Annotated in this window: 12 protein-coding genes; 6 read left to right on the top strand and 6 right to left on the bottom strand. The window is 66.8% G+C overall.

Features of this window, described 5'->3' with window-relative positions:
• Positions 1 to 40 precede the first annotated feature (40 nt).
• The 4 genes from EJ913_RS20045 to EJ913_RS20030 all read right to left on the bottom strand — a co-directional run bounded on the left by EJ913_RS20045 (position 41) and on the right by EJ913_RS20030 (position 3,853).
• On the bottom strand, positions 41 to 532 hold the full coding sequence (locus tag EJ913_RS20045; protein ID WP_127001161.1) for a CYTH domain-containing protein: 492 nt from the start codon (positions 530 to 532) through the stop codon (positions 41 to 43).
• A 326-nt stretch (positions 533 to 858) separates the two neighbouring features.
• Complete coding sequence (locus EJ913_RS20040; protein WP_127001159.1) at positions 859 to 1,014, bottom strand: DUF3309 family protein; 156 nt, start codon at positions 1,012 to 1,014, stop codon at positions 859 to 861.
• A 162-nt stretch (positions 1,015 to 1,176) separates the two neighbouring features.
• Complete coding sequence (locus tag EJ913_RS20035; RefSeq protein ID WP_244939427.1) at positions 1,177 to 2,598, bottom strand: FAD-dependent oxidoreductase; 1,422 nt, start codon at positions 2,596 to 2,598, stop codon at positions 1,177 to 1,179.
• 151 nt (positions 2,599 to 2,749) lie between these two features.
• Complete coding sequence (locus tag EJ913_RS20030) at positions 2,750 to 3,853, bottom strand: polysaccharide pyruvyl transferase family protein (protein ID WP_127001157.1); 1,104 nt, start codon at positions 3,851 to 3,853, stop codon at positions 2,750 to 2,752.
• 159 nt (positions 3,854 to 4,012) lie between these two features.
• Here EJ913_RS20030 and EJ913_RS20025 point away from each other — a divergent pair, with 159 nt between their 5' ends.
• Together EJ913_RS20025 and EJ913_RS20020 are read left to right on the top strand one after the other, a co-directional pair.
• Positions 4,013 to 5,965 carry an acetoacetate--CoA ligase gene (locus tag EJ913_RS20025; protein ID WP_127001155.1) on the top strand — a complete coding sequence of 651 codons (1,953 nt, stop codon included), beginning with the start codon at positions 4,013 to 4,015 and terminating at the stop codon, positions 5,963 to 5,965.
• Complete coding sequence (locus EJ913_RS20020; protein WP_127001153.1) at positions 5,962 to 6,426, top strand: HAD family hydrolase; 465 nt, start codon at positions 5,962 to 5,964, stop codon at positions 6,424 to 6,426. Before EJ913_RS20025 ends, EJ913_RS20020 begins: the two co-directional genes overlap by 4 nt.
• A 146-nt stretch (positions 6,427 to 6,572) precedes the next feature.
• On the opposite strand, the gene EJ913_RS20015 is transcribed toward EJ913_RS20020, so the two are convergent.
• Positions 6,573 to 7,574: a TerC family protein gene (locus EJ913_RS20015; RefSeq protein WP_127001151.1), complete on the bottom strand. Its 1,002-nt coding sequence runs from the start codon at positions 7,572 to 7,574 to the stop codon at positions 6,573 to 6,575.
• A gap of 401 nt (positions 7,575 to 7,975) precedes the next feature.
• Here EJ913_RS20015 and EJ913_RS20010 point away from each other — a divergent pair, with 401 nt between their 5' ends.
• The 4 genes from EJ913_RS20010 to EJ913_RS19995 all read left to right on the top strand — a co-directional run bounded on the left by EJ913_RS20010 (position 7,976) and on the right by EJ913_RS19995 (position 11,875).
• Positions 7,976 to 8,251, top strand: coding sequence for an HU family DNA-binding protein (locus EJ913_RS20010; RefSeq protein ID WP_127001149.1), 276 nt, complete (start codon positions 7,976 to 7,978; stop codon positions 8,249 to 8,251).
• A 29-nt stretch (positions 8,252 to 8,280) separates the two neighbouring features.
• A complete protein-coding gene (locus EJ913_RS20005) occupies positions 8,281 to 8,691 on the top strand; it encodes a Ros/MucR family transcriptional regulator (protein ID WP_127001147.1) in 411 nt (136 codons plus the stop codon).
• 580 nt (positions 8,692 to 9,271) lie between these two features.
• Positions 9,272 to 10,168: an RNA polymerase sigma factor RpoH gene (gene rpoH, locus EJ913_RS20000; protein ID WP_127001145.1), complete on the top strand. Its 897-nt coding sequence runs from the start codon at positions 9,272 to 9,274 to the stop codon at positions 10,166 to 10,168.
• Between the two features lie 360 nt (positions 10,169 to 10,528).
• Complete coding sequence (locus EJ913_RS19995) at positions 10,529 to 11,875, top strand: globin-coupled sensor protein (RefSeq protein ID WP_127001143.1); 1,347 nt, start codon at positions 10,529 to 10,531, stop codon at positions 11,873 to 11,875.
• 114 nt (positions 11,876 to 11,989) lie between these two features.
• Here EJ913_RS19995 and EJ913_RS31765 read toward each other — a convergent pair whose 3' ends face one another.
• The gene (locus tag EJ913_RS31765; protein ID WP_185909866.1) at positions 11,990 to 12,160 is read right to left on the bottom strand and encodes a hypothetical protein; all 171 of its coding nucleotides are present in this window, start codon (positions 12,158 to 12,160) and stop codon (positions 11,990 to 11,992) included.
• Between the last annotated feature and the right edge of the window lie 8 nt (positions 12,161 to 12,168).

Here is a 12,168-nt window from a genome sequence, read left to right as displayed (position 1 = left end):
TCGCGGCGGGGCGCTCCGTGGAGAGCGCTTTTGCAGAGGCTCAGGCCGCGCTGGCCCAGCCCCGAATCGGGCAACGCGACAGGGACGAGTTGCTGTAGGCGCGCAGGGACGTGACCTCCGCCCCGATCCATTCGGGCAGCGGGACGATCTGTTCGGGATCGCTCAGTTCGACCTCGGCGATCACCAGACCGGCGTTCTCGCCCTCGAACACGTCGATCTCCCAGCATAGGCCGTCCTGGTCGTGACGGTAGCGGGTTTTCCGGATCAGGTGGCCGGCGCAGGAATGGCGCAGGAGCTGCCGGGCGAAGTCGCTGCCCAGCGGGTATTCCAGCTCTTCCCGGCTGGCGCCGCTCTTGCGGCTCTTGATGGTGAGGGTGGCCGTGTCGCCGGCGGTTGCGTCGCTGATCAGCCGGACGCGCACCGTGTTGTCGCCGTCGCGCGGCAGATAGCCCTGAACGATGGAAATGCCGTCCCGGCACAGATGCCGGATGTCCTTGCGCACAAGGAAGCGGCGCTCGATCTCCAGTGCCATGGCTAGGCCTTTTGGACAGTTCGCTGTCCGGAACCTAGCCAATAAGCATGGTCGCGGCAAGACACCCAAACGCGTCGTTTTTGCGTTGCGGCCATGACGTCGTGGTGGCCGGATGCGACGCGACGCCGCGGATCGCGCAAGTCCAGCAACGCTTTGCCCCCACCCCATCCTTCCCTTAGGCGCAAACTTGCCCTTCTCCCCTTGCGGGAGAAGGGTTGGGATGAGGGGTGTTCCGCCTGAAAGGCGGAAAGAGATTTGCACCCCCTCACCCCAACCCCTCTCCCGCAAGGGGAGAGGGGCTCTCCAGGGAAAGGCGGAGCCTGCCTTTAGATCCGCCCCATCAGCAGCAGGACGATCAGGATGATCGCCAGAACGCCCAGAATGCCGCTCGGGCCATAGCCCCAGCCGCGGCTGTGCGGCCAAGCCGGAACGGCACCCAGAAGCAGAAGAACCAGGATGATCAAAAGTATCGTGCCGATCATGGCATCCTCCCAATTGGCGAGTGAGCGTCATCGGAACGGGAACCCCACGGCTTTGTTCCAGCTTGGGGCGAGCGGCCGCTCCGGCTGCCACGAAGGGGCGAGGCGGTTCCCCGTCCGGCATCCCCGAACGGGTCCGTCGCCCTTCCGCGTTACCCGCTCCCTTCACCCCACCGGCCGCAGCAGCGCGCCCTGGCGCAGCAATTCCTTCTGCACCGTCTGGTGCGCGATGGCGCGGGGCTGCTCGCGCCGGGCGCTGGCGTAGGCGGCGCAGACGCCGGCCGCCTGCCCCGTCGCCATGCAGGTCGGCGTCACCCGGTAGGACGAATGCGCCTCGTGACTGCCGGAGATGCAGCGCCCGGCGACCAGAAGGTTGTCCATGCCCTTGGGCAGCATGGCGCGCAGCGGCACCTCGTACCATTCGCCGGTCGGCACGCGCTTCAGCGTGGTGCCCTTGCCGGTCGGGCTGTGGATGTCCACCGGGTAGGTGCCGCGCGCCACCGCGTCCTCGAACTTGGCGGCGCCCAGCACGTCGTCGGCCGTCATGCGGTAATCGCCGACGACCCGCCGCGTCTCGCGCACGCCGACGGCGACGCCGGTCTGGCACAGGTAGGACTCGGTGAAGCCCGGCACGTATTTCTGCATGAAGCGGGCGATCTCGGCGGCTTGGCGCCGGCTTTCCCATTCCGCCCGCGTCAGGTCGAACACGTCGGTGCCGAGCACGCCGGTGACCCGCGTGCAGTTCAGCGCCACCTCGGTCGGCTGGGTGGTGCCGAAGAACAGGATGTCCTCGCGGGTCAGCGACAGGTCGCCGTTGGCCGTCGCCTTCGACACGAGATCCCACAGGCCGTGCACGCCGCGCCACTGCGTCGGATTCTCGTGGACGAAGCGCGAGAACAGGTTGTGGTCGAAGCCGGCCATGCGGAACATCAGCGTCATCGGCTGGACCAGCCCGTCCTCCTCGCGCCCGACCTCGTAGTCGGCGCCCGACAGCGCGGCGATGTCGCCGTCGCCGGTGCAGTCCACCACGGTGCCGGCCTCGATCACCAGCGGACCGGACTTGGTCTCGAACACGACGCCGGTCGGGCGCCCGCGCTCGCCGACGATGCCGGAGGCAAACGCGTGCAGCAGCACCTTGACCCCGGCCTCGTCGAGGATCTGCTGGGAGACGACCTTCAGGATTTCCGGGTCGAAGGGCACGGTGAAGCCGGTGTCCGGCGAGGGCGGCACGGCGCCCTGCGCGGCGTAGAGCCGGCCGAGGAACACCGCCAGCGCGCCGCCGACCACCGGCTCGCCGGGGCCGTGGTCCTGCGGCATCAGCTTGGTGTTGTCAACCACAGCGACGGAGCCGCGCTGGGTGTAGAAGCTCATCCACGGCATGACCAGCGCCACCGTGGCGTTGCCGCCGAGGAAGCCGTAGCGCTCGACCAGGATCGTCTCGGCCCCGGCCTGGGCGGCGCCGATGGCCGCCGCCATCCCCGCCGGCCCGCCGCCGACGACCAGCACGTCGCAGCGTCCGACTCGGGTCGCGGCGCGCGGCGGCAGCATCACGGTGGCGGGGTTCGGCGGCAAGGTCAAAGCGGGCACGGTGCGGTCCTCCTCATGGGTTCGTGTCTTGGCCCCCTCCCCATCCCTCCCCCGCTTCGCGGGAGAGGGGGCAGGAGCTCTGCAAATTCCAGTGCTGGTTCCCTCTCCCGCGAAGCGGGGGAGGGTTAGGGAGGGGGCAAGCGTTACCTCCTCACCCCTCCCTTGCAGCCCTCGTCGCCAGCGGCGCGGTGCGGCGGGCGCGGTCCTGAAGCACCGGCACCTGCGAGCGCAGCAGTGCCTGCTGCTCCTCGCGGTGGTCCCACAGCCGGTCGAGGTCGGCCAGGAAGGTCCCGGCCGTGGTGTGGGCGACGGTGGAGCGCGGCTCCAGCCCCAGCGAGGTCAGGAAGTCGAACACCTTCGACGCGTAGGGCAAGGCGATCAGCGGGGTGCCGGTGATCGCCGCGAAGATCAGGAAATGCAGCCGCATGCCGACCGCCATCTTCAGATGGCGCATCAGCCCGATGATGCGGCGTGGCTCGTATTGGTATTTCAGCAGATGCGCGCGCTCGGGCACCGCCATCCGGCCCATGACGCGGTGGGCCTCGCGCACGTCGGCGCGCTCCATCGGCACGAACACCACGTCGGCGCCGAATCGCTCGATGATGAAGTCGGCGGCCTCGGCCAGAAGCTGGTGGTAGGCGGCGTCGGTCAGGTCGGGCGCCGCCGCCCCCTGCTCGCGCACCGACAGCCCGACCAGCGGGCGGTCGTTCGGGATCCCGGCCTCGGCCAGCATCGCGTCGGTGAAGGGATCGGCGGTCAGCAGCAGCGCCGGGTCGGCCGTGACCTCCACCGGCACGCGGACCCCGATCTCCTCAATCAGCCGCTTGGCGCTCTGTTCGCGCACGGTGATGCCGCCCATGCGGTCCAGCCCGTCGCGCACGGCGTCGCGTTCGGTCTGGTCCTTCAGCGGGCCGACTCCGATGGCGAAGGTGTGGGTCGGGATGCCCAGCCGCTGCGCGATGGTGACCTCGCGCAGGTAGGTCCGCGCCTCGCTGTCGTACAGGATCCCGCCGCCACCCAGCAGCAGCAGGTCCAGACGTTCGACCTCCGGCAGGATCTCGTCGCGCATCGCCTCGCGCGGATTCAGCACGCGGTCCACCGCGTGGTGGGCACGGGTGTGCTCGGCGTTGCGGGTGAAGACGACGATCTCCACGCCGGGAACCGTGGCCCGGAGCTGCTCGATGGCCGAGGTCAGGATCGCCTCGTCGCCGAGGTTCAACCCACCGTAAGAGCCTGAAATGCCGATGACCGTCATGCCGCCTCGCGGGGTTTCGTCTCCCCAAGGCAACCGGCCGGCGCGCGCGAAAGTTCCGCCTCTTGGCCGGGAGACAAGCCGTGAGGCGGTGCGCTATGCTGCCCCGCAATCCGAGGGCCGACCAATCAAAGGCCCCATTCCGCGAACGAGGGAAAGAGCATGGACACTCCGCTGTGGCGCCCGAGCGAGGAGCGTGTCGCGCAAAGCAACCTGACCGCCTTCCGCGACGCGGCCAACGCGCGCTTCGGTCTGCGGCTGGACGATTACGAGGCGCTCTACAACTGGTCGATCGCCGAGAAGGAGCGGTTCTGGCGCTTCCTGTGGGAGTGGGCCGGCCTGACCGGCAACCTGGGCGCGGTCGATCTTCTCGACGGCGACAAGATGCCGGGCGCCCGCTGGTTCCCGGAGGCGAGCGTCAGCTACGCCGAGAACATGCTGGCCAACCTGCCGGCCGGCGACGCCCTGGTCTTCTGGGGCGAGGACAAGGTGAAGTACCGCTGGTCGGCGGCGGAGCTGAAGGCCACCGTGTCGCGGCTCCAGCAGGCGTTGAAGGCCAAGGGGGTGACCAAGGGCGACCGGGTCGCCGCCATCATGCCGAACATGCCGGAGACGCTGGCCGCGATGGTCGCGACCGCCAGCCTGGGCGCGGTGTGGTCGTCCTGCTCGCCCGATTTTGGGGTGCAGGGCATCGTCGACCGCTTCGGCCAGATCGAGCCGAAGGTGGTCTTCGCGCCGGACGCCTACTGGTACAACGGCAAGAGTCACGACGTCCGCGCCAAGCTGGCCGAGGTGCTGAAGGATCTGCCGACCGTCGTCGCCACCGTGGTGATTCCCTACGTCGCCGAGGCGCCGGATCTGTCGGGCGTGCCGAACGCCGTCGGCTTCCAGGAGTTCATGGCGCCCCACCCGGCCGTCGAGCCGGTGTTCGAGCGGGTCGCCTTCGACCACCCGCTGTTCATCCTCTATTCGTCGGGCACCACCGGAAAGCCGAAATGCATCGTCCACGGCACCGGCGGCACCCTGGTCCAGCACGTCAAGGAACACCGGCTGCACTGCGACCTGAAGCCGGGCGACCGGCTGTTCTACTTCACCACCTGCGGTTGGATGATGTGGAACTGGCTGGTCACCGGGCTGGCGAGCGGGCTGACGCTGACGCTCTATGACGGTTCGCCCTTCGCGCCGACCGGCAACATCCTGTTCGACTACGCCGACGCCGAGAAGATCACCGTGTTCGGCACCTCGGCCAAGTTCATCCAGTCGCTGGAGAAGTCGGGGCTGGAGCCGATCCGGACCCATTCACTGGCCAGCGTGCGGACGCTGACCTCGACCGGCTCGCCGCTGATGCCGGAGAATTTCGAGTTCGTCTACCGCGCCATCAAGCAGGACGTGCATCTGGCCTCGATCAGCGGCGGCACGGACATCATGTCCTGCTTCGTGCTGGGCAACCCCATCGCCCCGGTGTGGAAGGGCGAGATTCAGACGCGCGGCCTCGGCATGGCGGTGGAGGCCTTCGACGACAACGGCCACGCCGTGCGCGGCGAGAAGGGCGAGTTGGTCTGCACCCGCCCCTTCCCCAGCATGCCCATCGGCTTCTGGGCCGACCCGGACGGCTCCAAGTACCGCGCCGCCTATTTCGACCGCTTCTCCAACATCTGGGTCCACGGCGACTTCATCGAGCAGACCGAGCATGGCGGCTGGGTGATCTACGGCCGCTCCGACGCGGTGCTGAACCCCGGCGGCGTGCGCATCGGCACGGCGGAGATCTACCGGCAGGTCGAACAGCTCGACGAGATCATGGAGGCGGTCTGCATCGGCCAGACCTGGGACGGCGACGTGCGCGTCATCCTGTTCGTCGTGCTGCGCGAGGGCATGAAATTGGACGAGGCGCTGGAGGGCAAGATCCGCAAGCGGATCAAGGACAACTGCTCGCCGCGCCACGTCCCGGCGAAGATCGTGCAGGTCAGCGACATCCCGCGCACGCGGTCGGGGAAGATCACCGAGTTGGCGGTGCGCGACGCCGTCCACGGCCGCCCGATCAAGAACACCGAGGCGCTGGCCAACCCGCAGGCGCTCGACGAGTTCCGCGAGCGGGCGGAACTGGGCGGGGCGTGAGCGCGCGTCCGGCCCTGTTCCTCGACCTCGACGGCGTGCTGGCGGATTTCGACCGGGGCGTCGTCGCGGCCACCGGCCGGCGGCCGGAGGCGTTGCCGATGAAGGAGATGTGGTGGGCGCTGTCCCGCCACCCCGATTTCTTCGGCACGCTGGAGTTCATGCACGACGCGCAGGAGCTGTGGGCGTTCTGCGCGCCGCACCGCCCGACCATCCTGACCGGCCTGCCGCTGGGAAGCTGGGCGCCCGACCAGAAAACGCGCTGGGTCGCCCGCATGCTGGGGGCCGAGGTTCCGGTCATCACCTGCATGGCGCGCGACAAGCCGCGTTACGGCGGCCCCGGCACATTGCTGGTGGACGACCGCGAAAAGGCCCGCGCGCCTTGGGAAGCGGCGGGCGGGACCTTCATCCTGCACACCAGCGCGGCGGAGAGCATCGCGGCGCTGGGGAAACTGGGGTTCTGAAGGGCGCTTTTGCCCCCTCCCCATCCCTCCCCCGCCTTCGGCGGGGGAGGGGGCCGGACCCTTGTCGGCGTTCAGTGGAGTTCCCTCTCCCGCGTTAGCGGGGGAGGGTTAGGGAGGGGGCAAAGCCCCTCAAAAGCCAGTTCCCCTCACTCCGCCTGCAAGGTCCCCTGCCGCTCCTCCTGCCGGGTCTTCACCAGCGAGACCACCACGCCGCCGGCGATCAGCCCCAGCGTGACGCCGAGCGAGATCAGCGGATCCATCTTCCCGAAGAACTGCGTGTAGAAAATCTTCGACCCGATGAACACCAGCACCAGCGCCAGCGCGTATTTCAGGTACTTGAACCGGTGAACCATCGCCGCCAGGGCGAAGTACAGCGCGCGCAGGCCCAGCACCGCGAAGATGTTGCTGGTGTAGACCAAGTAAGGATCGGTGGTGATGGCGAAGATCGCCGGCACGCTGTCGACCGCGAAGACGAGGTCGGCCAGTTCCACCATGATCAGCGCCAGCAGCAGCGGCGTCGCGACCCAACGCATCGCCCCGCCCTCCTCCTTCACCGGCTGCTTCACGACGAAGTGGTGGCCGTGGAAGCTGTCGGTGACCCGCAGATGGCGCTTGAGGAAAGCCAGCACCGGGTTGTGCGCGATGTCCGGCTCCGAATCCGCCGCGAACAGCATCTTCACGCCGGTCAGGAGCAGGAAGGCGCCGAAGACGTAGAGCACCCAATGGAATTCCGAGACCAGCGCGGCACCGGCGCCGATCATCAGGCCGCGCAGCAGGACCACGCCCAGGATGCCCCAGAACAGCACCCGGTGCTGCAACGCGCGCGGAACCGCGAAGTAGCCGAAGATCAGCGATATGACGAAGACGTTGTCCAGCGACAGGCTCTTCTCGATGAAATAGCCCGTGTAGTACTGGATGCCGGCCTCGCCGCCCATCGACCACCAGATCCAGCCGCCGAACAGCATGGCGACGGCGATGTAGAAGACGGAGAGCTTCAGGCTCTCGGCGACACCGATCTCATGGTCGCGGCGGTTGAGGACACCCAGGTCGAAGGCCAGAAGCGCCATGACGACGCCAATGAAGGCCAACCAAACCCATAAAGGTTTCCCCATGAAATCGAAGAGAAAGGACGCGTAAAGACTGTCCATCGAACAACCCACTTGATGACGCTTGCGTCAGCGGTAAGATCAAGAGGTTCCGACATCACGACCGACGCCTCGGTCGCCAGAGGGGCCCGGACCCGAACCCCTGGCAGATGGGGGTGTCCGCGACCGCTTCAACCCCCACCCCAAAGCTTTCAAAACCGCCACCGGGCGCTTTGCCGCGAGTCGCCATATTCACCGTCGAAAGCCGCGCGAAGCCCAGCCTCCGCTTCCGCCGCGACGGGCCGCCGCCTCATTCCTGGTGCTTTCCGGACACAGATCGGACAAGAAGTGCGGTCAAGAAAAACACCGTGAGTTGCCTTTTCTGTGATCGCTCTTGTGCGGATGGAGCCGTTCTGCCAATAACTCCGAAAAACCGAAACCAAACCGACCCAATGGAGTTTTGCATGAACCAGGCCGAACTGATCGAAACCGTCGCCACCAACGCCGGCATCAAGAAGGCCGACGCGGCCAAGGTCGTTCAGGCGGTGTTCGAGGGCATCTCCGGCGCGCTGGGCCGGGGCGAGGACGTTCGTCTGGCCGGCTTCGGCATCTTCGAGGTGGCCGAGCGCGCCGCCCGCGAAGGCCGCAACCCGCGCACCGGCGAAGTGGTCGCCATCGCCGCGTCGAAGGCCCCGAAGTTCAAGCCGGCCAAGCAGCTGCGCGATTCGGTGAACGGCTGATCCTTCCTCATCGCGAACGGAGCGCCGCCATGACCATCGAATTCGCCGATCTGCAATCGCTGACCGCCAAGGTCGTCGCCGCCTATGTCGGCAACAACACGGTGTCGGTCCACGAACTGCCGTCGCTGATCCACAACGTGCAGGCGGCCTTCCGCAACCTGGGCGAAGACAAGCCCGCCCCGGCCAAGTCGGAGCTGGTTCCGGCGGTGTCGATCAAGAAGTCGGTCACGCCGGAATACATCATCTGCCTGGAGGACGGGAAGAAGCTGAAGATGCTGAAGCGGCATCTGAAGACCGTCTATGACCTGTCGCCGGACGAGTACCGCGCCAAGTGGAGCCTGCCCCCGGAATATCCGATGGTGGCCCCGAACTACGCCAAGGCGCGGTCGGAAATGGCGACCAAGCTCGGCCTCGGCCGCAAGCGTTCGGCCGCCGAGTAATCCCAGGCCGTTCCGCCAAGCGTTTCCGAAAGGCGCGTCCCCTTGGGGCGCGCCTTTTTCCTTGCCCGTCTCCCGGAAAACGCCGCGATGGCATAGGCCGAAGGTGCGGGTGGCGAAGACGCCCGGCCTTCCCATCTAGGGTTCCTACGCCGTGGTCAGCCCCTTCCGCTCACGCCAAGCCGAAGCATAGCCGCCCACAGACCTTCGGCCGATGCGGTCCGCCCGATGCCTCCTCCGGGAAAGGACCGAAACGATGGGACGGGCGCGACAGACCTGTCCGAAAGTGCACTGGCCAAACTGCCAGGGTCATAGCCCGCTCTGATCGACCGGACCGCCGGTCCGAGTGGCAGAAGAGCGTGGGTATACGCCAAAAAACTCCGGGATCATGCCCTTTAAGGGGTTGATCCAATAGGGTCGCCCGGTCACATTAATAGTGTCTGACGGACGTTGTTCCTAAAGAAGCGCGGCGAATACACACCCCGATAACTTGAAATGCCGAAGCAGCGGACGGTTTTCTTACGTCCGCCGAAGGAGCACCGCGTCACGGCCGACCGTGGAGCGTTGGAGAGGAGGCATCAGCATGCTGAAGAAACTTCTGAGCGGCGAAAGCGCCAGCCTGACCCGCTATGTCGAAGAATCGAAGCGGTTCGCGATCTTGGCTCCGGACGAGGAGCGTGATCTCGCCATCGCCTGGCGCGAACGCGGCAACCCCCACGCCCTGGAACGGCTGGTCGGCAGCCATCTGCGCCTCGTCATCAAGATCGCCCGTGGTTTCGGCGGCTACGGCCTGTCGCTGGTCGATCTGGTGGCCGAGGGCAACGTCGGCCTGATGCAGGCCGCCCAGAAATTCGATCCGCAGCGCGGCTTCCGCTTCGCGACCTACGCCACTTGGTGGATCCGCGCCGCGATCCAGGAATACATTCTGCACAGCTGGTCGCTGGTCAAGATGGGCACGACCGCCGCGCAGAAGAAGCTGTTCTTCAACCTGCGCCGCCTCAAGAGCCAGATGGCCGAGTTGGAACAGGGCGACCTGTCGCCGGAAACCGTCACCGCCATCGCCACCGAGCTGGACGTGCCGGAGAACGAGGTGGTCGAGATGAACCGCCGTCTGGCCGCCAACGACAGCTCGCTCGACGCCACCCTGTCGAGCGACGGCGAGACCAACTGGCTGGAGCTGCTGGCCGACGACCGGCCGACGCAGGACGTCACGCTGGCCGACGCCAACGAGCTGGCCCTGCGCCGCCGTCTGGTCGGTCAGGCGCTCGACCGGCTCGACGCCCGCGAACGCCGCATCCTGTTCGAACGCCGCCTGAAGGAGGATCCCTCCACCCTGGAGGCGTTGAGCCAGCAATTCTCCGTCTCCCGCGAACGGGTGCGGCAGATCGAGGTCCGCGCCTTCGAGAAGCTCCAGAAGGCCGTGCTGAGCGCCGCGCAGGCCCTGCGCCGTCCCAGCCCCGCCCACCAGATGGTCGCCTGATCCGCCATTCCCGCGCGACCGGCGCTCCGCCGGCCGCGCGGGCGTGCCGAGCCGGTTCCCCGCGAGCCGCCTTCGCACGACGCCGCGGGCCGTTTGCCCGCTTCTAGCCTCCAGACCTGTCGAACTTCGACCGGCGGCGCCCCTGGCTCCGCCGGTCTTTTTCATGGCGAAGCCGTATCGGCCCTCGGATGATCATTTTATGTCACAATAGAGAAAAATTTATTTCTTATAAGATGAGTGCTGCGACAATCTGACTTATTCAAAGCTGCGCCAAACCATCCATCATGGCCGACCGGTGGAAGCTTTGGATTTTAATAAATTCTTTGCAGACTGCCGCTTTTGCCATCCGGGGATTCCTTCATGTCGAACGTTGCCCAGACCCAGTCCATTTCCGACCGCATTGCCTTCTTGCGAATCGATGAACCGACCAAGGCCGTTCTTCGTGAATTCCAGCCCTATCTGGCCCAGCGGATCGACCAGATCCTGGACGAGTTCTATTCCTACTTGCGCAACGTTCCCCAGGTCGCGTCGCTTCTGGCCAACCCGGCTGCCGCCAACCGGGCGCGCGACCTGCAGAAGCAGCATTGGCTGCGGAACGTTTTCACCGGCACCTTCGACGACGCCTATGTCAGCCAGGTTCTGAAGATCGGCCAGACCCACCAGCGGATCGGGCTGGAGCCGCGCTGGTACACCGGTGCCTATTGCTTTACGCTGAACAAGCTGATCGAGCAGGCCGCGCAGTTGCACCGCAAGAAGCCGGAAAAGCTCTCGCTGCTGCTCCAGGCGATCAACAAGGCCGTGTTCCTCGACATGGATCTGGCGACCTCCGTCTACATCGATCTGAACACCGCCGCCATCATCAGCCGCGAACTGGGCTCCACCGCCGACAGCTTCGAGCGCGAGGTCAAGGGCGTCGTCCAGGCAGTGTCCAGCGCGGCCAACCGGCTGCAATCCACCGCCCAGAGCATGAGCCGCACGGCCGAGCAGACCAGCGAGCAGTCGACCCAGGTCGCCGCCGCCGCCGAGGAAGCCTCCGTCAACATCCAGACCGTCGCAGCGGCGGCGGAGGAGTTGACCGCTTCCATCGGCGAGATCAGCCATCAGGTCACCCAATCCGCCGCCATCGCCAGCGCCGCGATGACCGAGGCCGAGCGGACCAACGCCACCGTGCAGGGTCTGGCGGATGCCGCCAGCCGCATCGGGCAGGTGGTCAAGCTCATCCACGACATCGCCAGCCAGACCAATCTGCTGGCGCTGAACGCGACCATCGAGGCAGCGCGCGCCGGAGAGGCCGGCAAGGGCTTCGCCGTCGTGGCGAGCGAGGTGAAGAGCCTCGCCAACCAGACCGCCCGCGCCACGGAAGAGATCAACACGCAGATCGGCGCGGTCCAGGGCGCGACCCAGGAAGCGGTGGGCGCGATTCGGTCCATTTCCGGCACCATCGCCCGCATCAACGAGATCTCGACCTCGATCGCCACCGCTATGGAGGAACAGGGCGCCGCGACCACCGAGATCGCCCGCAACGTTCAGCAGGCGTCGATCGGCACCCGTGAGGTGACGGAAACCATCGTGCGCGTCAACGGCTCGGCGAACGACGCCGGGGTCGAGGCCCGCAACGTGCTGGAAGCGACGAACCAGCTGTCGCAGCAGGCGCAGACCCTGGGGGCCGAGGTCGACCGCTTCCTCGCCCGTGTGCGTGCCGGCTGAGCAAACGCCGCTCAAGCCTTATCCCGGCAAAGACAAAGGGCGCGTCCGGCATCGGGCGCGCCCTTTGTCTTTGCCGGGATTTCCAAATCGTGCCGCCCGCGCGGCACGGAACCGTCACGAACCCGTCCGCACCACGAAATCGCTGACCGATGCGTTCGCGGCCTGCGCGGCGCGGCGCGCGTCCTCGGCCGAGCCCCAGTGGCTGCGGCCGCCCAGATTGGCAAGCGCGCCACCTTGCATCACGACGAACAGGCCCGTGCGTCCCAGATTGACGATCCTCATCATGATTCCAC

Origin of the sequence: Azospirillum doebereinerae, assembly GCF_003989665.1 — a bacterium.
GTDB classification, from domain to species: Bacteria; Pseudomonadota; Alphaproteobacteria; order Azospirillales; family Azospirillaceae; genus Azospirillum; species Azospirillum doebereinerae.
This window is presented reverse-complemented; position numbering and strand designations above follow the sequence as displayed.